The 24,452-nt window shown below is 66.4% G+C and carries 22 protein-coding genes; 16 read left to right on the top strand and 6 right to left on the bottom strand.

Going from position 1 to position 24,452, the window contains the following annotated elements; all coding sequences use genetic code 11:
• Positions 1-188 precede the first annotated feature (188 nt).
• On the bottom strand, positions 189-935 hold the full coding sequence (locus tag DRB06_RS07975) for a GntR family transcriptional regulator (protein ID WP_111819621.1): 747 nt from the start codon (positions 933-935) through the stop codon (positions 189-191).
• 151 nt (positions 936-1,086) lie between these two features.
• Here DRB06_RS07975 and DRB06_RS07970 point away from each other — a divergent pair, with 151 nt between their 5' ends.
• Positions 1,087-2,703 (top strand): MFS transporter, encoded by a 1,617-nt coding sequence (locus DRB06_RS07970; RefSeq protein WP_108968273.1) that lies wholly within the window; start codon positions 1,087-1,089, stop codon positions 2,701-2,703.
• A gap of 99 nt (positions 2,704-2,802) precedes the next feature.
• Here DRB06_RS07970 and DRB06_RS07965 read toward each other — a convergent pair whose 3' ends face one another.
• Positions 2,803-3,819, bottom strand: a complete 1,017-nt coding sequence (locus DRB06_RS07965; RefSeq protein ID WP_108968271.1) for a LacI family DNA-binding transcriptional regulator — start codon at positions 3,817-3,819, stop codon at positions 2,803-2,805.
• 211 nt (positions 3,820-4,030) lie between these two features.
• Here DRB06_RS07965 and guaA (DRB06_RS07960) point away from each other — a divergent pair, with 211 nt between their 5' ends.
• The 8 genes from guaA (DRB06_RS07960) to DRB06_RS07925 all read left to right on the top strand — a co-directional run bounded on the left by guaA (DRB06_RS07960) (position 4,031) and on the right by DRB06_RS07925 (position 11,561).
• Positions 4,031-5,587 carry a glutamine-hydrolyzing GMP synthase gene (gene guaA / locus DRB06_RS07960; RefSeq protein WP_111819630.1) on the top strand — a complete coding sequence of 519 codons (1,557 nt, stop codon included), beginning with the start codon at positions 4,031-4,033 and terminating at the stop codon, positions 5,585-5,587.
• 97 nt (positions 5,588-5,684) lie between these two features.
• Positions 5,685-5,930, top strand: coding sequence for a type II toxin-antitoxin system RelB/DinJ family antitoxin (locus tag DRB06_RS07955; protein WP_111819620.1), 246 nt, complete (start codon positions 5,685-5,687; stop codon positions 5,928-5,930).
• Positions 5,917-6,240: a type II toxin-antitoxin system PemK/MazF family toxin gene (locus DRB06_RS07950; protein WP_108968268.1), complete on the top strand. Its 324-nt coding sequence runs from the start codon at positions 5,917-5,919 to the stop codon at positions 6,238-6,240. Before DRB06_RS07955 ends, DRB06_RS07950 begins: the two co-directional genes overlap by 14 nt.
• A 216-nt stretch (positions 6,241-6,456) precedes the next feature.
• On the top strand, positions 6,457-7,524 hold the full coding sequence (gene guaA, locus DRB06_RS07945; RefSeq protein WP_220092997.1) for a glutamine-hydrolyzing GMP synthase: 1,068 nt from the start codon (positions 6,457-6,459) through the stop codon (positions 7,522-7,524).
• 35 nt (positions 7,525-7,559) lie between these two features.
• The gene (gene ltaE, locus DRB06_RS07940; protein WP_111819618.1) at positions 7,560-8,627 is read left to right on the top strand and encodes a low-specificity L-threonine aldolase; all 1,068 of its coding nucleotides are present in this window, start codon (positions 7,560-7,562) and stop codon (positions 8,625-8,627) included.
• A 58-nt stretch (positions 8,628-8,685) separates the two neighbouring features.
• Positions 8,686-9,504 carry a Fic family protein gene (locus DRB06_RS07935; RefSeq protein ID WP_220092996.1) on the top strand — a complete coding sequence of 273 codons (819 nt, stop codon included), beginning with the start codon at positions 8,686-8,688 and terminating at the stop codon, positions 9,502-9,504.
• 46 nt (positions 9,505-9,550) lie between these two features.
• Positions 9,551-10,114 (top strand): GNAT family N-acetyltransferase, encoded by a 564-nt coding sequence (locus tag DRB06_RS07930; protein ID WP_111819616.1) that lies wholly within the window; start codon positions 9,551-9,553, stop codon positions 10,112-10,114.
• A 58-nt stretch (positions 10,115-10,172) separates the two neighbouring features.
• A complete protein-coding gene (locus tag DRB06_RS07925; protein ID WP_111819615.1) occupies positions 10,173-11,561 on the top strand; it encodes an SLC13 family permease in 1,389 nt (462 codons plus the stop codon).
• Between the two features lie 370 nt (positions 11,562-11,931).
• On the opposite strand, the gene DRB06_RS07920 is transcribed toward DRB06_RS07925, so the two are convergent.
• Complete coding sequence (locus DRB06_RS07920; protein WP_108968258.1) at positions 11,932-12,780, bottom strand: SDR family oxidoreductase; 849 nt, start codon at positions 12,778-12,780, stop codon at positions 11,932-11,934.
• A 130-nt stretch (positions 12,781-12,910) separates the two neighbouring features.
• Positions 12,911-13,786, bottom strand: coding sequence for an aldo/keto reductase (locus DRB06_RS07915; protein WP_108968255.1), 876 nt, complete (start codon positions 13,784-13,786; stop codon positions 12,911-12,913).
• 347 nt (positions 13,787-14,133) lie between these two features.
• On the opposite strand from DRB06_RS07915, the gene DRB06_RS07910 reads away from it, so the two are divergent.
• Entirely contained in the window at positions 14,134-15,396 is a 1,263-nt protein-coding gene (locus tag DRB06_RS07910; protein ID WP_111819614.1) for an ATP-binding protein, read from the top strand.
• Between the two features lie 111 nt (positions 15,397-15,507).
• Entirely contained in the window at positions 15,508-15,957 is a 450-nt protein-coding gene (locus DRB06_RS07905; protein ID WP_108968251.1) for a zinc ribbon domain-containing protein, read from the top strand.
• Between the two features lie 215 nt (positions 15,958-16,172).
• On the opposite strand, the gene DRB06_RS07900 is transcribed toward DRB06_RS07905, so the two are convergent.
• Positions 16,173-16,988 (bottom strand): DUF4352 domain-containing protein, encoded by an 816-nt coding sequence (locus DRB06_RS07900; RefSeq protein WP_234415897.1) that lies wholly within the window; start codon positions 16,986-16,988, stop codon positions 16,173-16,175.
• 273 nt (positions 16,989-17,261) lie between these two features.
• Here DRB06_RS07900 and DRB06_RS07895 point away from each other — a divergent pair, with 273 nt between their 5' ends.
• Positions 17,262-17,504: a S9 family peptidase gene (locus DRB06_RS07895; RefSeq protein WP_111819613.1), complete on the top strand. Its 243-nt coding sequence runs from the start codon at positions 17,262-17,264 to the stop codon at positions 17,502-17,504.
• A 3-nt stretch (positions 17,505-17,507) separates the two neighbouring features.
• Here the strand turns inward: DRB06_RS07895 and dpaL are convergent, their stop codons facing one another.
• Positions 17,508-18,704, bottom strand: coding sequence for a diaminopropionate ammonia-lyase (gene dpaL / locus DRB06_RS07890; protein WP_108968249.1), 1,197 nt, complete (start codon positions 18,702-18,704; stop codon positions 17,508-17,510).
• A 443-nt stretch (positions 18,705-19,147) separates the two neighbouring features.
• Here dpaL and DRB06_RS07880 point away from each other — a divergent pair, with 443 nt between their 5' ends.
• From DRB06_RS07880 to DRB06_RS07865, 4 genes are all read left to right on the top strand, one after another.
• Positions 19,148-20,407, top strand: coding sequence for an ATP-binding protein (locus DRB06_RS07880; protein WP_111819612.1), 1,260 nt, complete (start codon positions 19,148-19,150; stop codon positions 20,405-20,407).
• Positions 20,408-20,999: 592 nt separating this feature from the next.
• The gene (locus tag DRB06_RS07875) at positions 21,000-22,010 is read left to right on the top strand and encodes an aldo/keto reductase (RefSeq protein WP_111819611.1); all 1,011 of its coding nucleotides are present in this window, start codon (positions 21,000-21,002) and stop codon (positions 22,008-22,010) included.
• A gap of 412 nt (positions 22,011-22,422) precedes the next feature.
• Positions 22,423-23,916 (top strand): ATP-binding cassette domain-containing protein, encoded by a 1,494-nt coding sequence (locus tag DRB06_RS07870; protein WP_111819610.1) that lies wholly within the window; start codon positions 22,423-22,425, stop codon positions 23,914-23,916.
• 144 nt (positions 23,917-24,060) lie between these two features.
• The gene (locus DRB06_RS07865) at positions 24,061-24,360 is read left to right on the top strand and encodes a hypothetical protein (protein WP_146750837.1); all 300 of its coding nucleotides are present in this window, start codon (positions 24,061-24,063) and stop codon (positions 24,358-24,360) included.
• Positions 24,361-24,452 lie beyond the last annotated feature (92 nt).

Raw genomic sequence — 24,452 nt, 5'->3', positions numbered from 1 at the left:
CGAGTGTGGGTGCGCCGCGGGCGGCCGTAGCGCATCGGACCTAAGTCTGCCCCAACCGACGCGGTCTTGGGGGCCGCAGAGACGGCCAGCGGGTGTTTATGTCCGACTTTTTGGTCACCTTGGGGGCTCGCGGCTGCCTGGAGTGACCCTCGTCGGCCGCCCCGATCCGGCTGGGGGTGGAGCAGGGTCTAGCCGGTGAAGAGGGAGGTTTCGAAGGAGTAGCGCGAAGCGCGATAGAGGTGGTCGCCGTACTCGATGACGCGCCCCGCGGCGTCGTAGGTGGTGCGTTGGGCCGTCAGTAGTGCGGCGCGGCGGCGCTCATGCAGGGTGTCCGCCTCCTTGGCGGTGGCATTGCGGGCGCCGATCACCTGCTTGGCGGTGGCGGGCATGACTCCGCGTGAACGCAGCAGGTCATATAGACCCTTCTGCTCCAGTTCCTGGTGGGAAGGGGCGATGGCGGCGGGGAGGAGGTTGTGCATGAGGGCGATCGGTTCGCCGTCGGCGCTGCGCAGACGGCGCAGTCGGGTTACTTGGGTGCCGGGGTCTACCTCCAGGTGCTCGGCCTCCTCCGCGTCGGCTGGGTGGGTGTCGTATTCCAGCAGCCTGGTGGAGACTTGGTAGCCGGCGGCGGTCAGGTCGGCCATCAGGCTGGATAGTTCCATGGGGCGGCGCACATGCGGGGAGGCGACCACCGTGCCGGCACCGCGGCGCCGGGAGACCAGGCCTCGATCCGCCAGGGACTGTAGTGCCTGGCGTGTGGTGGGGCGGGAGACTTGCAGGCGCCGCGCCATGGAGACCTCGTCCTCGATGCGGGTCCCGGGCGTAAGGGTGCCGTCCAGTATGAGCGCGCCGAGTGTCTCCGCTATCTGTGTGTACAGCGGGAGGTCACTGGTGCGGTCAATGACAATCTCTGGCTGGTAGGGGGTGTCCGGCATGCAGGCTCTCTGGGCGGGTGATCATTGAACACATAGCGTGTCAATGAACAACATGGTACGGCGCTGCGGCGTCCGCGGGTAGGTTTGGGGACGCCAATTTCGGCTCGTGTTCTAGCCTGCTCAAGGCTGCAGGATCCTCAAGGAGATAACTATGTCCCCATCCCGGGTTGCCGTTGGCGACTACAGTCTTGAGACAATCCAGGATCTGGTCGAAGCGACTCCGCCGTCGGGTAAGAAGCGTTCGCTGGGAGTCATAGCCCTGGTAGCCACGCTTGGTTCGCTGCTTTTCGGCTACGACACCGGCGTGATCTCCGGTGCCCTCCCTTACATGTATCTGCCCGCCGACGCCGACGGCCTCGCCCTGAAGACCTGGGAGGAGGGCCTGGTCGGTACCTTCCTGTGCATCGGCGCCGCGGTGGGCGCCTCCGTTGGTGGCAAGCTCTCCGACAGGTACGGGCGGCGCCACAACATCACCATGTTGGCGATCATCTTCCTGATCGGCGCCCTGGGCTGCGCCGCCTCGCCGAGTTTCTGGATCCTGTGCCTGTTCCGGGTCATCCTTGGCTTCGCCGTCGGCGGGGCCTCCGTCACGGTCCCGGTCTTCCTCGGCGAGACCGCCCCAAAACGCATCCGCGGCACCCTGGTGGCCGTGGACCAGATGATGATCGTCTTCGGGCAATTCCTCGCCTACTCCATGAATGCCATCCTCGCCCACGCGCGCGGTGGGCCCCGGGTCACGGTCGCGAACGACGTCGTCAATTCCGCCGGTGAGACGGTCGCTCGCGCGGGCGAGACCGTCACCTGGGAGAGTGTGCAGAACCTGGCCAATGTCGTGGCGGTGTCCGGCAACGGGGTGACCTGGCGCTACATGCTGGTGCTGGCCTCGATCCCGGCCGTCGCACTGTGGATCGGTATCCGCCTCATGCCCGAGTCATCGCGCTGGTACGTGGCCAACTTGCGTATTCCAGAGGCGATCGGCTCCCTCAAGCGCGTGCGCAACGAGGAAAAGGACGGCCCCATCGCCGAGGAGATCGATGAGATGCTTCAAGTCCAGCGCAAGGAGGCCAATCAGGAGAAGTGGCGGCTGTCCCAGATCTGGCACACCAAGTGGACGCGCCACCTGCTCATTATCGGCATCATCCTGGGGCTGGCCGACCAGATGACGGGCATCAACACCGCCATGTACTACACGCCGAAGGTGCTCGCCGCCGCCGGTCTGCCCATGAGTGACGCCATCTCGCTCAACGTGATTTCCGGAGGCGTGTCCTTCATCGGCTCGGCGGTCGGCCTGTGGCTGGTTACCAAGTTCGCCCGCCGCCACGTCGGCATCTATCAGGAGACCAGCATCGTGATCTCGTTGACCCTGCTGGCCGCGGTGTTCTTCTTTCTCATTCAGCCCTACCAGAATGAGGACGGCGACATCATTGGCGCCCCGACCTTCGCACCCTTCCTGGTGCTGATCATTGTGAGCCTGTTCGTATTCGCCAAGCAGTCGGGCACGGTCAGTTGGGTTATCGTCGCCGAGATCTTCCCCAGCAAGATCCGCGGCACGGCCGTCGGACTCGCCATCGGTGCGCTGTGGATCGCCAACGCCATCGTCGCCGCCGTGTTTCCGATCATGATGGAGGGGCTGGGCGGGGCGCTGACCTACCTCATCTTCGCTGCGGTCAATGTCGTATCGCTCATCTTCTACATCAAGTTCGTGCCCGAGACGAAGTACGACTCCCTAGAGGAGCTGGAGGAGCGCTTCGAGCGGGAATACAGCTGACCTCCCGTCGCCGAAGTCAGTTGAAGTGACGCGCCGAGGTCGGTCGACGGTAACGTGCACCGACCTCGACGACGTCGGGCGGGGGCGCCGGGTTGAACGTCAGCCGGTGGAGGAGGCGCGGACAACCAGGTGCCCCTCGGCACCGACGTCCTGAGGCGGGGGAGGGTTGTTTGGCCGTCGCAGTAGGGCATCGGCCCGCTCGACGACGAGGCGCACGGCGTCGCGGGCCATCTGCTGATCCGGTTGATTCAAGCTGGTGAGCGCGAACTCCGCCCGCCGTGCCAGATAGGTGTTGTCGTAAGAGGCCAGTGGCACGCGCCCCGTGCCCTCGGGCCCCAGCTCCCGCAGCACGGCGACGGCGTCGATGGCGAGCATGTCGTTGTGGGTGATCAGCCCCATTCGCGGTGTGCCGGCGTCCAGCAGTCGGCGTATGGCGGTGCCGGCGTCGTCGTCGCCCGCTTCCGCGGTGTTCAGAACCAGTCCGGCGCTGTGGGCGGCCCGGGTCAGGGACTTCCCGCGGATCAGGCGAGAGGCGTCGTCGTCCATTCTGGGCGTCACGTATCCCAAGGAGTTGACTCCCCGCGAGAGAAGGTGGGAGACGATCTGCTCGGCGGCGTGCCGCTCGTCGATGTGGACGGCGTCGACATGTCCGCCCGGGGAGCGTCGACTAATCACGCAGGTGGGCGTCTCCTCGCCCAATGCGACCAGCTGTGCGTTCGTCAGCCACGGGGACACCAGGATTAATCCGAGTACGCGCACGCCCAGGAGGGAGTCGATGGCCCGCCGCAGACGCTCCTGATCTTCGGCGCCGACGGTGACGAAGACCGTGAGCCCCGCCTGGGCGGCGGCGGCGTCCAGGGAACGGGAGACCTGTTCGAAGAAGGCGTTGCGGAGGTTGGGCAGTACCAGGCCGATCGTGGTGGAGCGCTGGCGCGCCAGCGCCGAGGCCGCCGTGTTGATCCGGTAACCGAGCGAATCGGCCACCTGCATGATGTGTGCGCGCGTGTCCTCGGCGACCCGCGGGGAGCCGCTCAGCGCCAGGGAGACCAGGCTGCGGGATACCCCGGCGGCAGCGGCGACGTCGGACTGGGTGACGTCGTGACCGTTGGCGGCCATTAGGTACTCCATCCTGCCCGCTTCGGCGAGGATGCGGACAAGGAGACTCTAGCCGATAGCAAAGCGTGCGGAGGGAGCGGGACGCGCGGATGCCGTCGGGTGCGCGGGAGATTGTGGCGCTCGCGGACGCCGTCGTCGTCGCGCCGGCGGATCCCGCTATCCTGTGCCGGTGACGACATCTCCCCATGGTGCCACCGGGGAGGAGGGCCGGATCGGCCCCGTCCTCGTGGTGGACTTCGGTGCCCAGTACGCCCAGCTGATCGCCCGCCGTGTGCGCGAGGCGAGCGTGTACTCCGAGATCGTGCCCCACAGCATGCCGGTGGCGGACATGCTCGCCAAGCAGCCGGCCGCCATCATCCTGTCCGGCGGGCCCGCCTCCGTGTACGCCGACGGCGCCCCGAGCGTGGACCCGGCCCTGTTCGAAGCGGGCGTGCCGGTGTTGGGCATCTGCTACGGCTTCCAGACGATGGCTCAGGCCCTCGGCGGCACCGTCGGGCGCACCGGCACCCGCGAGTACGGGCACACCGACACCGACGTCGACCCCGACTCCTGCCTGTTCGCCGGCACCCCCGTCCGGCAGGCGGTGTGGATGAGCCACGGCGACGCCGTGCAGGCCGCCCCGGCCGGATTCACCGTCACCGCCTCCACCTCGCAGACGCCCGTGGCCGCCTTCGAGGACCCCGCCCGGCGCCTGTACGGGCTGCAGTGGCACCCCGAGGTCATGCACTCGCAGTTCGGCCAGCGGGCGCTGGAGAACTTCCTCCGCGACGGCGCCGGCATCCCCGCCACCTGGACGCCGGGCAACATCATCGACGAGCAGGTCCAGCGCATCCGCGAGCGGGTGGGCGACGCCCACGTCATCTGCGGCCTGTCCGGCGGCGTCGACTCCTCCGTGGCGGCGGCCCTGGTGCACCGGGCCATCGGGGACCAGTTGACCTGCATCTTCGTGGACCACGGCCTGCTGCGCGCCGGCGAGCGCGAGCAGGTGGAGCGCGACTACGCCCGGGGCATGGGCATCCGCGTGATCACCGTGGACGAGTCCGAGCGCTTCCTGACCGCACTCGCGGGCGTCACCGAGCCGGAGGCCAAGCGCAAGATCATCGGCCGGGAGTTCATCCGCTCCTTCGAGGCCGCCCAGCGGCGCGTGATCGCGGAGGTCGGCGCCGCCGGCGGCGAGATCAAGTTCCTGGTGCAGGGCACGCTGTACCCGGACGTGGTGGAGTCCGGCGGCGGGGAGGGCGCCGCCAACATCAAGAGCCACCACAATGTGGGCGGGCTGCCCGAGGATCTGGACTTCGAGCTGATCGAGCCGCTGCGGGCGCTGTTCAAGGACGAGGTGCGCGCGATCGGGCGGGAGCTGGGCGTGCCCGAGGGGATTGTGGCCCGCCAGCCCTTCCCCGGGCCGGGTCTGGGCATTCGCGTCATTGGCGAGGTGACGGCGGAGAACCTGCGGATCCTGCGGGCCGCGGACGGCATCGCCCGCGAGGAGCTGACGGCGGCCGGACTGGATGAGGAGATCTGGCAATGCCCGGTGGTGCTGCTGGCCGATGTGCGCTCGGTGGGCGTGCAGGGCGACGGGCGCACCTACGGGCATCCGGTGGTGCTGCGGCCGGTGAGCAGTGAGGACGCGATGACGGCGGACTGGACGCGTCTGCCCTACGACGTGCTGGCCCGCATCTCCACGCGCATCACCAACGCCGTTCCCGAGGTCAACCGCGTGGTGCTGGACGTGACCAGCAAGCCCCCCGCCACCATCGAGTGGGAGTAGTCGTCGGAGTCTCCCTGACCGCCAGGCATAGCTAGCAAATAGGTATATTTTGCACCGCATAGCTGGTATGATTTGTCTTGACGGAAAGAGGCATGTCATGGCAATGAGACAGATCGCCACGAGGATCGACGCGGAGCAGGCGGAGCTCTTCAAGGAGACCACGAGAAAGCTCGGCACTACCCCGGCGGACGTGCTGCGCATGTTCGTGACCGCCTTCAACAGTCACCGTGGCTTCCCCTACGACGTGCGCCTCTCGGAGGACGTCGAGCCGTTCGCCACCGAGGAGGACGCCACCAGGTTTGCGACAGACCTCTCCCTGAGGGCGATCAATGAGACGCGGTGAGGTTTGGACGCTGCGCGACGATGCCTACGCTAGCAAGGCGCGACCGGTCGTTGTCGTACAGAACGATGAGCTGACAGGCTTCGGATCGGTTGTCCTGTGCCTATTCACGAGCTTCGACTCGCGCGACATCCCCACGAGGGTCCCTATCGAGCCGAGTGAAGGCAATGGACTTGCGAAGCCGAGCTACGTGATGACCGAGAAGATCGTCACTGTGGACAAACAACTTCTCGGAAAGCGAGTTGGCATCCTGGGCAAGGATGACATGGCCGAGGTCTCGCGGCAGTTGGTCGTCGTCTTGGGCCTGGAATAGGCGCAGCCTGAAGGGGCTCTTCCGGTTTGGGGCGGGGGAGCTTACGCGTGGGGCTGCGTGCCCGGGGCGGAAGTGTCATTTTTGATGACAAACACTCTCGATGCCGGCGAGAGCCGACCCAGCACCCGCATGATTCCAACGTTTTGTTCGCTGCCGCCAACGCCCCCGGACTCGTTTGTCATCGATTTTGACATCTTGGCTGCCTACTGATCGGGAGTGGGTGGCCTCTTCCGCGCCGCCCTGGGGGATGGCAGTAGAGTCGGGCGCGAACCCGCGCACGCGAAGATGAAGGAGACCGCCGTGGACTTCACCTCCAACCAACGCCCCGCCGACATGGAGCGCATCACCACCCCCGAACTGGCGGACGCCTTCATCGCCGAGGCCGTCGACGCCGTGCGCGCGCAGGTCGGCGACGGCAAGGTGCTGCTCGCCCTGTCCGGCGGCGTCGACTCCTCCGTCGTCGCCGCCCTGCTCATCAAGGCGATCGGCAAGCAGCTGATCAGCGTCCACGTCAACCACGGCCTCATGCGCAAGGGCGAGTCCGAGCAGGTGATCGAGGTCTTCCGGGACGGACTGGACGCCAACCTCGTGTACGTCGACGCCACGGACCGGTTCCTGAACCTGCTGGCGGGCGTGGCCGAGCCCGAGGCCAAGCGCAAGCTCATCGGTGCCGAGTTCATCAACGTGTTCGCCGAGGAGGCGGCGAAGCTGGAGGGGGTCGGCTTCCTGGGGCAGGGCACCATCTACCCCGACATCCTGGAGTCCGCCGACGGCGTGAAGGCCCACCACAACGTCGGCGGCCTGCCCGAGGACATGGACTTCGAACTGGTTGAGCCCGTCAAGCTGCTGTACAAGGACGAGGTGCGCGTGGTCGGCCGCCGACTCGGCCTGCCGGAGTCCATGGTGGAGCGCCAGCCCTTCCCCGGCCCGGGGCTGGGGGTGCGCTGCCTGGGCGCCATCACCCGCGACCGCCTGGAGGCTCTGCGCGAGGCCGACGCCGTCGTCCGTGAGGAGATCGAGGCCGCCGGCCAGGACATCTGGCAGTACTTCTGCGTGGTACCGGATATGCGCGCCACCGGCGTGCGCGACGGCGCGCGCGCCTTCGACTGGCCCGTCATCATCCGCTGCGTCAACACCGTCGACGCCATGACCGCCGAGGTGCCCGAGCTCGACTGGGCGCTGCTGCGCCGGATCACCGCCCGCGTCCTGGCGGAGGTCCCCGGCGTGTGCCGTGTGGCCTACGACCTCACCCCCAAGCCCGTCGGCACCATCGAGTGGGAGTAGTCGGGCTTCGAGCCGTCCCCTAAGAAGGAGAAACCATGCGTAATGAAATAACGAGCAACAACACCGTCGACGGCGATGCGGCAAGGCGGATGGATTTCCGCAGTGACACGGTCACGCATCCCACGCCGGCCATGCGTCGGGCCACGGCGGACGCCGAGGTGGGCGACGACGTCTACCAGGACGACCCGACCACCAACCGCCTGGAGCAGCTGGCCGCCGAGACGGTGGGCAAGGAGGCGGCACTTTTCGTCGCCTCGGGCACGATGGGCAATCAGCTCGCGCTCATGTCGCACACCGTCAAGGGGCAGGAGGCCATCGTCGGCGCCGACAGCCACATATTCATGCACGAGGTGGGCGCGGCCGCGGTGCTTTCAAGCCTGAATCTGCGCCCCCTGGCCTTCCCGGACGGTGTGCCCGACGCGGCACAGATCCGAGGCGCCATCCGCTCCAGCGACATTCACGAGCCGGCCACGGGCCTGATCTGCTTGGAGAATGGGCTCGCCAATGGTCGCGTGGTGCCGGTGAGCGTGATGCGGGAGGTGCAGGAGGTCGGGCGCGCACACGGCATTCCCGTGCACCTGGACGGCGCCCGCCTGTTCAACGCCGCCACGGCCCTGGGTGTCAAGGCGAGTGAGCTGGCCGCATGCGTCGATAGCGTGCAGTTCTGCCTGTCTAAGGGACTGTGTGCGCCCGTGGGCAGCATGCTCTGCGGGGACGCCGCATTCATTGCGCGTGCCCGCAAGTACCGCAAGCTGCTCGGCGGCGGCATGCGACAGACCGGCGTGCTCGCCGCCGCCGGCATCCTCGCCATCGAGGAGATGACGCAGCGCCTGCATGAGGACCACGCCAACGCGCGTCTGCTGGCGGAGCTGCTGAACGAACTCCCGGGGGTGGAAGTCGATCTCGACGCGGTACAGATCAACATGGTGTTCGCGACCTTCGACTGGCCCGATCTTGCCGGCCTCAAGAGCTGGCTGGCCGAGCGTGGCGCCATCATCGGCCAGCCGGACGGACAAGTCGTGCGCTTCCTGACCAACAACGACGTTAACGACACCGACTGCCGCAGGCTGGTGGCGCTGCTGGAGGAGTATGCCGCTCGCTGACGCTGCCGACGGCGAGGACCCGGTCAGAACCCGGTGCCGGAACCTACAATCGCGCCCGATGACGATTGATGACGATGTGCCGGTGACACGTCCGTCACGCGCGGGGGCCGGGCCCTTGCCAAATGATGTCTCAGAGGACGCCAACGTGCCCGGCTCGCCGCTACTCGCCCGGCTGCGAGCGGAGAAGGCGGAGAGGATCAAGGGCGGCATCTACCACCGCCTCCAGATCGACCTCACCTACTCCTCGAACCGGATCGAGGGCAGTCGGCTCTCCGAGGACCAGACCCGCCTCATCTTCGAGACCCGCACGCTTGATGCCTCCGAGGGGCCGGTGCGCGTCGACGACGTCGTCGAGACCTCTAACCACTTCCGCGCCATCGACGCCGTGATCGACCACGTGGGTGAGCCGCTCACCGAGGACGCGCTCAAGCGTCTGCATCGCATTCTCAAGGCGGCGACCGGCGACGCCGCCAAGGAGTGGTTCGCCGTCGGTGACTACAAGCGCGTGCCCAACGAGGTCTCCGGGATGCCGACAACGCCGCCCGAAGAGGTGCCCGAGGCGATAGGTGCGCTCCTGGCTCGCTACGGTCCGGCTGAGCGCCATACCCTGGAGGAGATTATTGACATGCATGTGCGCCTCGAGCGCATTCACCCCTTCCAGGACGGCAATGGCCGGGTCGGCAGGCTGATCATGCTGGGTGAGTGCTTGGCAAGCGACGTCGTGCCCTTCGTCATCACCGATGAAATGAAGGCCTTCTACTACCGGGGCCTGCGTGAATGGGACTCGCAGCCCGGGTTCCTGTTGGAGACCTGCCGTGCAGCCCAGGACCGCTTCAAACAGCACCTCGACTACTTCCGCATTCCCTACGCAGAATGAGTGAGCAGCGTTGCAAGGGCGGTATTTTGCCCTAAAATCACGCGTCATGACAATCGGCGACGATGCTGTACTGATTCGGCCGCTGCGCCCCGAGGAGGCGCCTCTGCTGGAGGACTTCCTGCTGGAGGCCGTATACGTGCCCGAGGACTTCACCGGGCAGGTGCCGCGCAGCGTCATTTACGACGACCCCATGTGCCGCGCCCACTTCGAGGGCTTCGGAACGCTGCCGGATGACCGGGCGCTGGTTGCGGAAGTTGACGGTCGCGTGGTCGGTGCCTGCTGGGTGCGCACCACCGACTGCTACGGCCGTTTGGACGACTCGACGCCGGCATTCGCGATCTCCCTTTACCGGGAGTACCGGGGCCGGGGAATCGGCACCCGAATGCTACGGTGCATGCTCGAACAGCTGCGGGAGGCCGGCTACGCGCGTGCCTCACTCGGCGTTGTCAAGGCCAACCGGGCCGTGCACCTGTATGAGCGGCTGGGCTTCCGGATCGTGGGCGACGGCTTTGACGACACCGAATGGCTCATGGTGCGTGAGCTCCAAGACGCGCCAGCCGCGGCAGGCTTATCCCTTACAGTCGGGGCGCAACGCGGCACTGCCCCGTGAATGCAGGCAGCCGGGGCCGTTTGAGCCACGCTGAATTCGCCTACTGAAGGGAGCCCGCATGAAGCTCGACAAGCGCGTCGTCGGCCTGCTCGCGGGCATCCTCGCCTGCGCCCTGGTGTGGGTCGTCCCGCTGGACGGCCTCGCGCCCATCTCCGCCGCCGGCCAGCACTGCCTGGCCCTCACCCTCATGACCGTGGTGTGGTGGGCGACGGGCGTGGCCCAGCCCGCCTACGTGTCGGCCGTCTACCTGGCCCTGCTCATCCTCACCGGCACGGCCGATACGGGCACGGTGTTCGCGTCATGGACCAAGATGCAGATGTGGATGGTGATCGGTGCCTACCTGATTGCCGCCGCCGTGAAGGACTCCGGCCTGGGCGAGCGCATCGCCTACTGGTTCGCGCTGAAGTTCGTGCGCGGCTGGACCTCACTCGTGGTCAGCATCTTCGCGCTCACCTTCATCCTGTCGCTGCTCATCCCGCACCCCTTCCCGCGCGCCTTCATGATCCTGGCGGTCATGCTCGTCATCTGCGACGCCGCCAAGATGTCCCGAGCGGACAAGATCAAGGTGGGTTTCCTCGTGTTCGCGGCGGCCGCGCCCGGCTCCATGTTCTTCCTCACCGGGGACGCGACCCTCAATCCACTGGTGGCCTCCTACGCCGCAGACGGCTGCTCCTTCATCCAGTGGTTTGTCTACATGTCGGTACCCATGCTGGTCGCGACCCTGTGCACGCTGGGCCTGGGCCTGGTGCTGTTCCGGCCCGAGACGCAGATGCGTATTGACTTCGACGAGGTGCGCGTCAAGCGGGCCGCCCTCGGGACGGTCAGCACCAAGGAGAAGCGCACAGTCATCTGGCTGGTCATCGCCATCGCCCTGTGGCTGACCGAATCCGTGACCGGGCTAAACATCGGCTTCGTCACCCTGCTGGTTGGCGCCGTCCTGGCGTTGCCCGTGATCGGCGAGGTGATCACCCCGGCGACCTGGAACTCGGTGCCCGTCAACACCCTGGTGTTTCTCACCGCCGCCATGGGCATTGGCACGGTGGGTGAGGCCACCGGCATGAACGCCTGGATCGCGAGCGTGGTACTACCCGACTCCGTACCCGGTAACGCGCTGGTGCTGGCTCTGCTGATCGCCGGCATCACGGTGATCATCCACATGTTCATGGGTTCGGTCATGGCCGTGCTCGGCATCTGCGTGCCGGCGTTCATCGCGTTCACCACCGGCTCGGGCGTGAGCGACATCGCGGTGGCCATGATGGTCTTCTCCGCCATCAACATCCACTACATCCTGCCGTTCCACAACCTGGCCATCCTGGTGGGTGAGGGTGAGGACAACGCCGGCTACAGCTCAAAGGAGGCCGTGCGGATGGGAACGCCGCTCACGGCGGTCGTGTTCGTCGTCGTACTCGTGGAGGCGGTCTGGTTCCACCTGTTGGGACTCATGTGAAAGCGAAGAACATTCCAATCCGAGATCGCGGTGAGCGGGGCGCGCTGCGAATCCGGAGCCTCGTGCGGGCGCGCCCACGGGAAGCCGACCGGGTAGATTGTCCAAAATCGGCACGATCGCTCCTGAAAAGGTCGTCCAGGGGATCCACACCGTTGGAATCATGCGGCTCGGCTGGTTGCTTCGCAGACGTTTGTGCCGGATTCGGACATTCCACCAGGGAGGAACCAAATGCAGGCAGCCGTCCTGATCCGCTGACCGGCGGCCGGGTGGGGTGGCACGAGCACTCCCAAGCGACGACGGCGGCCGGCCGCTTATGGGGGCGCCATCGACCGCCGTCGTCGGGAATGCGTACCGGTTCGGGCGCTCGGTGTCAGCCGCCCAGCGTGAAGCGGCCGGCGTTGATGGCGGCGATCACGCCGCCGTCGATCAGTAGGTCCGTGCCGGTGATGAAGGCCGCCTGCTCACCGAGCAGGAAGGAGCCGGCCGCGGCGATCTCATCGGAGGTGCCCACACGGCGGGCCGGGGAGGCGTCGATCATCGCCTGGTAGTTCTCTCCGGCGGCCCGGAACTCGTCGTAGGCCAGCGGGGTGACGATGATGCCGGGGCTGATCGTGTTGATGCGGGCGCCCCGATCGCCCCAGGAGGTGGCGGCCGCCGTGCGCACCCGCAGATGGTTGGCACGCTTGGAGACCATGTAGGCGACGCCGGAGCTGGCCACGGCGTCGTGCTTGAGGAAGTCGAGTTCGGCAAGTTCCTCGGTGGGAGTCAGTGCCAGCTGACGCTCGACCTCGTCACTCAGCCGCATCATGTAACCGGTCTGGCTGGAGATGACCAGGCCGGCGCCGCCGCGCGCAATGACGTTGGCGAAGACGTCGATCGCCATGGCGGTGGCAACCAGGTCGAGGGCCACGATGTGCTCGGGCGAGGACTGGTTGGGGGAGGCGCCGGCCGTGTCGATGAAGTACCGGACTTCGCCCAGGGAGGCGGCCTTGGCGGCGAAGGCCTCGACGCTGGCCCGGTCCAGAGCGTCCACCTGCTGGGTGGCCACCTCGTATCCGGAGGCGGCCAGGTCATGGGCGACGGTCTGAAGGTTCTCGGTGGAGATGTCGCCGAGCAGAATCTGCTTGCCGTTGGCGATGCGGCGAACGATGGCGGTGCCCATGGCACCGGCACCGAGCAGCGCGATGACGGGGCGGTTCTCATTGCGGTCGAAGATCATTGTGGGGTTCCTTTCAAGAAGTTGGTGGGAGGGGAGCGGAATGCGGAACGCGTCGGCGTAGGTGTTGACCGGAGTTTGCCGGCCTGGAGCCACACCGTCGCAGCCGGGGCGACCGCGGTAAGCGCAGGACTCAGTCGGCGGGGGCCCAGGCGCCGAGGTTCTTCTCCTGGTCGGCCAGGGAGACGTTGTAGAAGCGCCTGCCGTTGGCGAGTGCGGCCACGCGCTCCATCTCCGGCTCGGTCAGGGCGAAGTCGAAGATGTCCATGTTGGCGGCAATGTGCTCGGGGTTGGTGGACTTGGGGAAGATGATGTTCCCCTTCTGGATGTGCCAGCGCAGGATCACCTGGGCGGGCGTCTTGCCATACTTGGTGCCGAGCTCGGCGAAGAGCGGCTCGTCGAGCAGGCCGGCGTCGCCGTGGCCGAGCGGGTACCAGCTCTCGACGAGCGTGCCATAGGGGGCCATGCGCTCGCGCAGCTCGTCCTGCGGGTAGTAGGGGTGGCACTCCACCTGGTTGACCGACGGCTTGATGGTGGCTGCGGCCATGAGGTCCTCCAGGTTGGCGGATTCGAAGTTGGAGATGCCGATGGACCGCACCTTGCCGGCCGCGACGGCGCGCTCCATGTCCTTCCAGGCGCCCTTGTAGTCGCCGAACTGCTGGTGGAGCAGCAGCAGGTCGATGTAGTCGGTGTCCAGGCGCTCCAGCATCTTGTCTATGGCGGCCGCGGTGGCGCCCTCGCCGTACTCGCTGGGCCACAGCTTGGTGGTGATCCAGATGTCTGAGCGGTCGATGCCGCTGGCCTTGACCGCGCGGCCCACGGAGCGCTCGTTCTGGTAGGCGTGCGCGGTGTCGATGTGGCGGTAGCCCAGTCGCAGGGCCTCGGCGACGGCGGTCTCGGTGGGTTCGCCGTCGGGCACGAGGTACACGCCCATGCCGAACTGGGGGATGCGGTTGCCGTCGTTGAGGGTGAGGTAGGTCTGGTGCTTCAGGCTCGATGCGGGGGCCATGCGGGAGTCCTCTCTGCTCGTCGGTTGGTTCGTACTCAACCTAGGAGCGCGCGGGCGCGGCGTCGATGGTCTCTTTCGGTACGAATGGGTGGATAAGCAACTCGGAAGGCAACTTGGTGCCGTTAACTGCTGCGGCCCGGATCCGGGGCGAGCAGGGACATGCGGCCGAGGAGGAGAGCATCCGCTCTGGCGATGCGGCTCGGCCGGCCCTACCTGCTCGTCGTGACGCCAAAACGCCGACTGGAATGACGCCATATGCCTGGTTGAAGCGACGCCAACTGCCCGGTTAGAATGAAGCCAACTCCAGGATTGGGGTGGGTTTCGCGCTGGATCGCAGGAGGAAGTCGATGGCCGACGTGAGTTACCGGCATCGTGTCGTTGACCCGCTTATCAGCGAGATCCTGGGCTACTCAGGTGGTCTTCTCATCGAAGGCGTGCGTGCCTGCGGCAAGACCATGACCGGACGGCAGCATGCCGCATCCGAGGTCGCTCTGGACTCGGGCCTGCCGCAGATACGCGCTGCGCTTGACCTTGATCCCGCGCTGCTGCTGGAAGGGAAAACTCCCAGGCTGATCGACGAATGGCAGCTTGCGCCAGACCTGTGGAACGCGGTACGGCGGGAGGTTGACGCCAGGCAACACCCCGGACAGTTCATACTCACCGGTTCCTCGGTTCCCGCTGAGGATGCTACGCGGCACTCTGGTGCCCACCGGATCTCCAGGGTGCGTCTGCGTCCGATGACTCTGTTCGAGCGCGGCCTGGGTGCAGGGAGCGTTTCGTTGACGGCACTGTTCGACGGCGAGGAGCCGCCACCCGCGCTTGACTCCGGCACGAGCGTCCGGGAGGCGCTGGATGCGCTGGTTCACGGCGGCTGGCCGGGTGACGTCGATGCCACCACCGCGCAGGCACAGCGGTATCTGCGCGACTATGTGGAGGACGTCGTCAGCATCGACATGGGGCGGCTCGATGGGGAGCCGCGTCGCGATCCGATCAGGTTGCGAGCGCTTCTGCGCTCGCTTGCGCGCCATATCGCCACCGAGGCTTCATTCACCACCATCGCGAAGGACGTGACGACTCAGGCGCTCAGCGCGGAGACGGCAGCGAGCTACATCAATGCCCTTAGGCGGCTCTTCATTGTCGACGAGCAGCCTGCGTGGGCCCCGCACTTGCGCTCACGCTACGCCGTACGTACCTCGTCCAAGCTCCATTTCGTGGATCCTGCCCTGGCCGCAGCCGTCACCGGGACCTCGGCGGAGCGCCTGATGCAGGACTTGGAGACCGCCGGGTTGTGGTTCGAGTCGCAAGTTGTGCAGCATCTGCGCACCTTCGCCGAGTTGCGGGGCGGGCATGTCTACCACTATCGGGACAAGTCGGGAAAGGAGGCCGACGCCGTCGTCGAGTTCGACGACGGACGTTGGGCTGCTTTTGAAGTCAAATTGGGGCAACGGCAGATAGCGAAGGCCCAGGATTCCCTAGCCGCGTTCGTGGCGGACATCGACACGCGACGTACGCCCGCGCCGGTCTTCACCGCCGTCGTGACCGCCGACGGGCCCACCATGAAGCTGGCCGACGGCGTCCTCACCTTTCCCCTGAGCGCCCTGCGTCCGTGAGCAGCGATTGGGGAAGCGGGGGGATGCAACAACCCGTTGCTCGACGGCGTGTGCCAACTGTGCTGTTCTTGTGTGGCGGCATCACCGGGGGTCGCGGAAGAGGAGGCCGACATGGCAATCGGAGAAGTCATCGCTGAGGTTCGGGCGTTGCGGGGGATGACGCAGGACGAACTGGCGCAGCGGGTCATGGTGACCCGGCAGGCGGTCTCACGCTGGGAGACCGGCGCCACCACGCCTGGCATCGACATGTGCAAGCTGCTGGCCACCGCGCTGGAGGTGCCGGTCACCCGCCTTCTTGAGGCGCCGCCCGGGCCGCACTGCCAGAGCTGCGGCATGCCCATTCCGAAGGAGGAGCAGCACGGCAGCGAGATCGACGGGACGAAGTCTGAGGACTACTGTGCCTGGTGCTACCAGGACGGCGCCTTCGTCGGCCCGGAGACCCTGGAAGAACTGATCGAGTACAGCGCCCCGTACATGTCCGAAGGCGTGCACATCACCGAGGACGAGGCCATCTCCTACATGAGTGCGGTACTGCCCCACCTGCGGCGCTGGAAAGAGTAGTGGGCCACAGGAGGCAGCTCGCCTCAGGCGCAGCGCCCCAGGCCTTCTCGCCGAGTGGCGGAGCGGGTGCGTCTTCACCGCTACCGGGACAAGCCGAGAAAGCAGCCTGACGGAGCCTTCGCCGTGCCGGCTTCATAAACAAACGGCGTCGGGCCGGCGCCCATGACCGCAGTGATGTGTCAGGGCGCCGGCCCGGATGGAGGGGCGTAAGCGAATTACTCGACGGCGACGAAGACTTTGTCTGCAATCATGCCGGGTTGCACCGCTAGGACACCGTCCTGAGCAGTGGCCGAAGGAACCGACAGCGCTACATTGCCCGACACACTGCCCCCGTTGTAGAGCGCGGTTCCCGTATCAATGTCGTCGGGTGTCACCGCCATTGTGTCGAAACCGTCGATGGTTACTCCATCGGGAGTGACGTATGCGACGCTGGCCGAGTCGGGATACTCCCCATTGGGGTCATTGCCCAGGTAGGTGATCGAGTAGTTGATGAGTATGTACTCATACCCGTCGGCGGGTGCCTCGTTGAACTCGTTCTCGGCGAGTACTGCGTCGGTGGCGTCGAATGTCACCGAGTTCACGACTACCTTCCACTCGGCGCCGGAGACCTTCGATCCCAGCGGCAGTGGCTGCTCTCGCGTTCCCGTCTGCGCATCCGCCGCGGCGTCGTCCTCCTCGGGCGCTGCCTGCACGTCGGGTGCCGCAGAGAACGTGCTCTCAGAGCCGCCCAGGGCGTCGTCGACGGCCTCGGTAGCTGCGCCGAGGAATACCATCGGGCTCACGACGCCGCCGACCACCGCCACAATGATCGCGGTGACGGACGGCCAGAGTCGTTCGCCCCTACGGAACAGGGCAACCAGGCCGAGGATGAATGCGATCGGCAGCAGAATCCAGCCGATGACGAGCGCTCCTGGGATGCAGGCGAAGATGATGCCGACGATCCCGCACACCAGAGCGATGATCCCAATAACGCTCTGACGCTTCTTCGCAGAGTGATTGACGGGAGCGGGAGGTTGAGTAGGAGAGGTCATGTCAGCTCCTGATTGTCGGTAAACGGATGATGAGAGTTGAGGGCGGCGGCCGCCGGAAGATTATGCATGAACTCAGGGGTGCGGAAACACTCAATATCCGTTGAGGTAAATGCTATTGCGCTCTAAGCCGTTCATGCATGTGGTTGTAAATGCGGGCGACGATAAGAAGATGCAGTGGAGAGTCTTGAAAGCATCGAGTCGGGGTCGCAATGCGTCCTGTGTGATTGGGGAGAAGGTGCCGAGAGCGAGGGGGCGTCTATAATCCGAATTGCGATGCAGGCCTCAGCTGTGTCGGTCCTGCCCACACCGCAAGGGTTGCTGGTTAATTCCGATCCGGACCTGGTCAACTATGTGGGCGCGCACGACGCCCCCATGTTCATCTGGCACTGCGCGGATGACCCGGTGGTCGATCCGCGGGACACCACTGCGCTCGTGGCGGCGCTGCAGGCCGCCGACGTGCCGTGCGAATACCACTTGTTCGCCCACGGCGGCCACGGCCCGGCCGCTCAGCCCTGATGCTCAGTTGCTCGCGTATCGGCCGTCCCACACCACGTGGCGGTAGTTATCCCTGTCTGTGTCGCCCTCGGTCGAGATGCACACGATCCTTGCATCCGCGCCGAGGCGCAGAGAACGCCGCAGCGGGGCATAGCAATCCCTGCGCAATAGCTCTGCCACGGTGCCCAGCGTGGCGGCACCGCTCTCACCGGAGATGATTCTCCTGTCGCTGCCCAGAGGATTACCGAGAATGCGCATGCCCGTGGCCGCGACTTCGTCGGGGATGGTCAGGAAGGCGTCGGCGTATTGATGCAGGATCTTCCAGGCGATGCCGCAGGGCTCGCCGCAGGACAGCCCTGCCATGATCGTGTGCGGATCCTTCACCGCGTGGAGCGTTCCGTCGTCGGCGGCCGCCGTACGGTAGATGCAGTCCGCCCCCTCCGGCTCCACGATCAGGACCATCGGGCGGCTCTCCCCGTAGTGGTTCGCAAGGAAGGCCGCCATGGCACCGGCCATGGAGCCCACGCCGGCTTGCAGGAACACATGGGTCGGTATGGCACCGTTCAGTTGCTCCAGGAGCTCCGCGCCCATGGTGGTGTACCCCTCCATGATCCAACTCGGGATCTCCTCGTAGCCGGGCCACGACGTGTCCTGTACCAGCACCCAGCCGTGCTCCTCGGCTTGCGCGGCGGCGAACCGCACAGCGTCGTCGTAGCTCAGATCGGTGATGCGGGCGTTGGCTCCCAGGGCCTGGATGTTCTTCAGCCGTTCTCTCGCACTCCCTCGAGGCATGTACACCACGCTTTGGAGGCCAAGGCGGTTTGCCGTCCAGGCGACACCTCGCCCGTGGTTTCCGTCCGTCGCTGTGACGAAGGTGAGCGTTCCGAGCGCCTCGCGGGTCTCATCGCTCGTGAGGACGGGGTAAGGAAGGTCGGACAGCTCCCGACCCAGGCGTTGTGCAAGGACACGCCCCATGGCATAGCTGCCGCCCAGAACCTTGAAGGCATTGAGTCCGAAGCGCTCGCTCTCGTCCTTGACCTTAAGGGAGGCGACGCCGAGGTGGGAGGCCAAGTCGTCCAGGTTGGCGAGCGGGGTCTGGCGGTACTCCGGGAAACTCCGGCACCAAGCTCGCGCGCGCTCCGCGTTCTCGAGACCGTATCTGTGGATCGGCACATTCGGGTTCTCAGGCTTTGCGCCCAGAACGGCTCTGATCGTTCCCATGCCCTGCTCCCTTGCCCTTGAAGGCGGCGTGCGTGAATACAGCGGAGCCGACTGTGCGGGCAGTCCGCAGTTACAGCCTATCCATGCTTCGCGTACTCTCCGGCGACGCGGCTCCGTTACGTGCGTGCGACCAGCCCCGCCTTTCTGACTCTCTAAGCGCTTCCCCTCGGGCGTGGCGGGCCGCCGTCGCCATCGTCCTCGACGCCGTCACGAACGCGGCGCGCATCGACAGGGCTGGCTTCTCGGGCTGCTTCGTGATCCCGTGGGAGTCATGGGCGTTGGCGCCGACTGACGCAACGGATCCGGTCCAACTGACGCAACGGATCTGGTCCAACTGACGCAACGGATCCGGTCCAACTGACGCAACGGATCCGGTCCAAGTCGCGCAATCGGGTAGGCTAGCGGCATAAAGTTGCGGGTTTCGGAAGCTGGAGGAACGAGCTATGCGCTACCTGCCACGACTCGCAGACGACCTGCTTGGCGAGGCCCTGGCGATCAGCGGTGCGGTGCAAGTCAGGGGACCGAAGTGGTGCGGCAAAACCGCTACCTCCTTGCAACAGGCCGGCAGCGTCATCTACCTCCAGGATCCTGACCGCAGTCGGTCCTACCTCGCGCTGGCGGATGCAAAGCCCTCCGCGCTGCTGGAAGGGGAGACGCCGCGACTCATAGACGAGTGGCAGATGGCGCCGCAGCTGTGGGATGCGATCCGCTTCGCCGTCGACCGTCGCGGCGAGCCGGGGCAGTTCATACTCACCGGCTCATCCACGCCGACTGTACAGGGGATGCACTCCGGCGTTGGGAGGATTGCCTCCCTGGTCATGCGGACCATGACGCTCTTCGAGTCGGAGGACTCCGCTGGGCAGGTGTCTCTAAAGGCGCTTTTTGACGGAGAAACGGAGATAGCCGGCGTCGCCACGCTTGACGTGGAAGACATGGCGCGGGTGCTCTGCCGCGGCGGCTGGCCTGCCGCCGTCACCGCAGGTGCAGCGGTGCCGGCTGGGCGCCTGGCAAGGAACTACGTTGAGGGGTTGGTCGACTCCGACGTAGCGCGCATGGATGGTGTCACCCGGAACGCCACTCGCATGCGTGCGCTCATGCGCGCCTATGCGCGTCATGTCTCCACTCAGGCCTCACAGGCCACGATCGCGGCCGACCTCGCGGTTGATGAAGCCTCCATGGCGCCTAACACGGTAAGCGACTATCTCGACGCATTATCGCGCGCCTACGTGATCGAGGATCTGCCTGCATGGAACCCCGCGCTGCGTTCGAAGACCGCGATAAGAACCAGCCCGACCCGTCACTTCGTGGACCCATCGATTGGTACTGCCGTCATGCGCTGGACTCCGGCTGACCTGTTACGTGACTTCGAGACCTTCGGACCGCAGTTCGAATCGCTGTGCGTGCGCGACCTAAGGGTCTACGCCGAAGCCAACGACGGGACGCTCTTCCACTACCGCGACAAGACCGGTCTGGAGGCGGATGCCGTCATCGTCCTCGCCGACGGACGGTGGGCGCCGGTCGAGGTAAAACTCGGCTCCGCGCAGCTTGACGATGCTGCTGCCCACCTGCGTCGTTTGCGGGACCGTGTGGACTTGGATCGAATGGGCGAGCCGTCCTTCCTTGCGGTGATTACCGCTGGAGCCACCGCTTACCGCCGAGATGACGGCGTTTTCGTCATCCCCCTGGCTTGTCTGCGCAACTGATACCGCGGTGCTGGCGTGATCGCGTGACGGGCATCCCGACGACGCGCCGCCGGTCAAATTCGGGAACGCGACTCCCGAATTTCGCCACTCGTGGCCGTCCGACGCACGGCGTGCTGGTCTAGCCCGGTCGGGCCGTGATGCGACTGCTCGCGTTTGAAGGTGTGGCGTCCTGCGACCGTTGGCCGGGGTTCGTCCGAGCTGCCGGTGCTCTTTCCATAGGCGCGGCCGACCCCACGGTGGCATGCGTGCCCATATCCCATGCCGCTCCTAAGTGTCCATCCGTCGCCACTTTCGTTTGACGACAACGGTGCTTTCTGTTGGAAACCGCTTCTTATCGGCGCAAACACGTTGTTCCCAGTGGGCGGTGAGGGAATGCCAAGTTGAAAATGGCGACGGATGGACACTTTCGTCGTTGTGCGCGGAAGGATTGCGGCCGTGTCGCCGGGGCCTGCGCTCGTCGGGCCGCCACGAGGGGCACTGCCAGAACCTGGCTGTGCGGGCTCCGCCCGGGGCACGCTAAGGCCGGGGCGACGGCGTCGCCGCCCCGCGCCCGAACGCGCATACCGACTCACGTACCCAAGGAGACTCTGACATGGAGTACACCAAGCTCGGAACCACGGACATCACCATCCCCCGCCTGTGCATCGGCGGCATGAGCTTCGGGGAGGTCTTCCCCGACTCCCACCAGTGGTCCATCGACCAGAGCGCCACCCAGGAAGTGATCGCCCGCGCCCTGGAGCTGGGCGTGAACTTCATCGACACCGCCAACGTCTACGCCCGCGGCACCAGCGAGGAGTTCATCGGCGCCTCCCTGAAGAACCTCGGCGTCAAGCGGGAGGATGTGGTACTCGCCTCGAAGGTCTACTTCAACGAGGGGCACCTGTCCCGGGAGGCGATCAACCGGGAGATCGAGGGCAGCCTCAAGCGCCTGGGCACCGACTACCTGGACCTGTACATCATCCACCGCTTCGACTACGACACCCCGGTCGAAGAGACCATGGAGGCGCTGGACGGCCTGGTGAAGGCGGGCAAGGTCCGGGCGCTGGGCGCCTCGGCCATGTATGGCTACCAGCTGCACAACCTGCAGCTGGCTGCGGACGCGGGCGGCTGGACTCGCTTCGCCTCCATGCAGAACCACTACAACCTGCTCTACCGCGAGGACGAGCGCGAGCTGATCCCCGTGTGCCAGCAGTACGGCATGTCCCTGACGCCGTACAGCCCGCTGGCCTCCGGTCACCTCACCCGACCCACCTGGGACTCCGACTCCGTGCGCTCCACCACCGACAAGGTCATGAGCAGTAAGTACGACCGCGACCGCGAGATCGATATGCCCATCATCGAGCGCGTGGCCGAGACCGCCGAGAAGCACGGCGTTCCCATGGCGGACGTGGCTCTGGCCTGGCACTGGGCACGGGGTGTGGCCGCGCCGATCGTCGGCTGCTCGCGGCCCAGCCGGGTCGACGACGCCGTGCGCGCCCTGGACCTGAAGCTTACCGACGAGGAGATCGCCTACCTGGAGGAGCCCTACCAGCCCCACGAGCTGGTCGGCCCGCTCGCCCGCCCCGGCGACAAGCCGCTCGCAGGCACCACCGTGAGCAAGTAACCGGATCGCGAATGCAGCTCCTCCGCCCCGGCGTTGCCTACCGGGCTCGCCGGGGCGGAGCTGCACCTGCATGCTGACTGCGCGCATGCGGTGGGTAGGACTGTCGAAGCCGGGACAAGCCACAGCCGGGCTGGACGAGCGTGCGCCTGCCCAGTAACGTCGGACGCATGAGGAAGTAGCGATGCCCCACGGGCGCACGGAACCAGGCTCAACCCATGAGGCCGTGCCCGGGGTGCAGCATCGCTGACCTCCATACCGATGGGCCACCGGCCTGAGCTCGCACCGCGTCCGGCGCAGATGGAACCCGCCCCAGCGGGTGTGCACCCCTCCGCACCAGTACGGCCTCATCGGACAGTCCTTATCGCGAACAGCCCGCACCGCCGCACGGCCCCCCTCACCCCAGGAGGCCCGCATGCAATTCACCCTGTCCGATATCCACTACACCTACCCCGGCGCCGCCTTCCCGGCGCTGGCCGGCATCACGGTCACCTTCTCGACCGGCTGGACCGGCGTTGTCGGCGACAACGGCTGCGGCAAAACCACCCTCGCCCGCATCGCCTGCGGTGAGCTGAAACCCGACGCCGGCACGGTGGCTCCGCGCCTGGTGTCCCACTACTGTGCCCAGGACGCCGCCGCGCCACCGCCGACGCTGATGGACTTCGCCTGCGCCTATGACGAGGTCGCCACGCGGCTGCGCCGCGACCTCGGCGTCGCCGACGAGTGGGCCTGGCGCTACGACACGCTCTCGGGCGGACAGCGCAAGCTGGTCCAGGTCGCCTGCGCGCTGTGGGAGCAGCCGGACCTGCTGGTGGTTGACGAGCCGACCAACCATGCCGACGCCGCGGCCCGCGCGGCCATCCGTGCCGCCCTGGCGCATTTCAACGGCGTCGGCATCCTCATCTCCCACGACCGGGCCCTGCTGGACGCCCTGTGCGCTCAGTGCCTGTTCATGAACGCCGGTACCGCCGTCATGCGGCCGGGCGGTTACACGCAGGGCTTCGCCCAGGCCGAGCTGGAGCGGGAGAGCGCCGTCCAGCGCCGTGAGGCGGCCAAGCGGGAGCAGCGGCGCCTGGCTCGAGAGACCCAACGACGCCGCGAGGAGGCTTCCCGCACCGCCTCCCGCCGCTCCGCCCGCAACATCGCCAAGCACGACAACGACGCACGCTTCCGTCGACGCTTAGCGGTGGTGACCGGACAGGACGGCAAGACGGGCCGGCTCGCCTCCCGCATGGAGGCCCGGCTCGCCCGCGCGAACGCCCAGGTGGAGGCCATGCACATCGACAAGCGCTACGACGCCGACCTGTGGGTCGACTCCGCCCCGAGCCGTCGTCCAGTACTGCTGCGCACACAGCCGCTCGCCCTGCTCCTGGGAGAGGCCACAACCCTGCGCACGCCGGCGCTGCACCTGAACAGTCGCGACCACGTGGCACTGGTGGGCGACAACGGCACCGGCAAGACCACGCTCGTCCGAGCGCTGCTGGCGCGGCTGCCGGAGGACACGGCGCGGCTGTATGTGCCCCAAGAACCCGACCGGGCGGCGCGGGAAGCGACGCTGGCGCGCCTGGCCGGGCTGGATGCCGAACGGCGTGGCCGGGTGCTGTCGATCGTCGCCAGGCTCAACTCCTCTCCGGAGCGGGTCCTGGAGGGGGACGCAATCAGCCCCGGCGAGATGCGCAAGCTCATGCTCGCACTCGGCGTCCTCGACCGGCCGGAGCTGATCGTCATGGACGAGCCCACCAACCACCTGGACATCGGCTCCATCCGGGCGCTGGAACGGATGCTGGCAGCATTCCCGGGGGCGCTGCTGCTCGTCTCCCACGACGCCGCCCTGGTGGAGGCGACCACCACTATAACCTGGCGGATCGGCAGGGAGAGCGCGGAAGGACTGCGGCTGGCCTTGGAGTAGTCGGCGACTCGCCGGGGAAACGGGAGAGTCATTGGGACGCAGTCGCGAAGCCAACCCGGCTCAGTGAGTCAGCGAGCCTGGGTGATACGCTGCACGTGGCGGATTTGAAGCACTTGCGCGGTGTCGGGAAAGAGGGGCAAAAGCTTGTCTGAGGCAGTGTTGGCCGTAATCTTTTTTGTGGTTCCGGTCGTCCTGTTGCTGGCGGTCGCTGTTTTTGCTTCACGCAACTCTGCGTTGACAAAGAAAGACTTGCAGAGGCTGCACTTTCGGTCCATGTACGGAGCCTCGGTGGATCGTATGCTTGCGGAGTGCCCGCTCGATCTTGATTACATCAGGCGCACACGCGACTCGGGGAAAAGAGGCCGTGTGTCTGCCATCCAGTACGTGAGGAAATGGGATCCGGTCCCTCTCGAGGTTGCTGCGGAGTTCGTCGACAGGCTTTGATATTGGCCCCTCCGCGTATCAGGATCCAGGCCGCATGGCCTCGGTGCGGGCTGTCCGCAGGCGCAGAACATACCCGAGCGCCGCGCCTAGAT

This window comes from Actinomyces sp. Z5, from assembly GCF_003287795.1.
In the GTDB taxonomy this organism is placed as follows: domain Bacteria; phylum Actinomycetota; class Actinomycetes; order Actinomycetales; family Actinomycetaceae; genus Actinomyces; species Actinomyces glycerinitolerans.
The sequence above is the reverse complement of the archived record's forward strand: the minus strand, read 5'-3'. Positions and strand labels throughout refer to the sequence as shown.

What these genes read in the sequence shown, in the direction of transcription:
- DRB06_RS07975 (WP_111819621.1), bottom strand. Translation starts at nt 935, where the DNA reads ATGCCGGACACCCCCTACCAGCCAGAGATTGTCATTGACCGCACCAGT.
- DRB06_RS07970 (WP_108968273.1), top strand. Translation starts at nt 1,087, where the DNA reads ATGTCCCCATCCCGGGTTGCCGTTGGCGACTACAGTCTTGAGACAATC.
- DRB06_RS07965 (WP_108968271.1), bottom strand. Translation starts at nt 3,819, where the DNA reads ATGGCCGCCAACGGTCACGACGTCACCCAGTCCGACGTCGCCGCTGCC.
- DRB06_RS07955 (WP_111819620.1), top strand. Translation starts at nt 5,685, where the DNA reads ATGGCAATGAGACAGATCGCCACGAGGATCGACGCGGAGCAGGCGGAG.
- DRB06_RS07950 (WP_108968268.1), top strand. Translation starts at nt 5,917, where the DNA reads ATGAGACGCGGTGAGGTTTGGACGCTGCGCGACGATGCCTACGCTAGC.
- ltaE (WP_111819618.1), top strand. Translation starts at nt 7,560, where the DNA reads ATGCGTAATGAAATAACGAGCAACAACACCGTCGACGGCGATGCGGCA.
- DRB06_RS07935 (WP_220092996.1), top strand. Translation starts at nt 8,686, where the DNA reads ATGACGATTGATGACGATGTGCCGGTGACACGTCCGTCACGCGCGGGG.
- DRB06_RS07930 (WP_111819616.1), top strand. Translation starts at nt 9,551, where the DNA reads ATGACAATCGGCGACGATGCTGTACTGATTCGGCCGCTGCGCCCCGAG.
- DRB06_RS07925 (WP_111819615.1), top strand. Translation starts at nt 10,173, where the DNA reads ATGAAGCTCGACAAGCGCGTCGTCGGCCTGCTCGCGGGCATCCTCGCC.
- DRB06_RS07920 (WP_108968258.1), bottom strand. Translation starts at nt 12,780, where the DNA reads ATGATCTTCGACCGCAATGAGAACCGCCCCGTCATCGCGCTGCTCGGT.
- DRB06_RS07915 (WP_108968255.1), bottom strand. Translation starts at nt 13,786, where the DNA reads ATGGCCCCCGCATCGAGCCTGAAGCACCAGACCTACCTCACCCTCAAC.
- DRB06_RS07910 (WP_111819614.1), top strand. Translation starts at nt 14,134, where the DNA reads ATGGCCGACGTGAGTTACCGGCATCGTGTCGTTGACCCGCTTATCAGC.
- DRB06_RS07905 (WP_108968251.1), top strand. Translation starts at nt 15,508, where the DNA reads ATGGCAATCGGAGAAGTCATCGCTGAGGTTCGGGCGTTGCGGGGGATG.
- DRB06_RS07900 (WP_234415897.1), bottom strand. Translation starts at nt 16,988, where the DNA reads ATGACCTCTCCTACTCAACCTCCCGCTCCCGTCAATCACTCTGCGAAG.
- DRB06_RS07895 (WP_111819613.1), top strand. Translation starts at nt 17,262, where the DNA reads ATGCAGGCCTCAGCTGTGTCGGTCCTGCCCACACCGCAAGGGTTGCTG.
- dpaL (WP_108968249.1), bottom strand. Translation starts at nt 18,704, where the DNA reads ATGGGAACGATCAGAGCCGTTCTGGGCGCAAAGCCTGAGAACCCGAAT.
- DRB06_RS07880 (WP_111819612.1), top strand. Translation starts at nt 19,148, where the DNA reads ATGCGCTACCTGCCACGACTCGCAGACGACCTGCTTGGCGAGGCCCTG.
- DRB06_RS07875 (WP_111819611.1), top strand. Translation starts at nt 21,000, where the DNA reads ATGGAGTACACCAAGCTCGGAACCACGGACATCACCATCCCCCGCCTG.
- DRB06_RS07870 (WP_111819610.1), top strand. Translation starts at nt 22,423, where the DNA reads ATGCAATTCACCCTGTCCGATATCCACTACACCTACCCCGGCGCCGCC.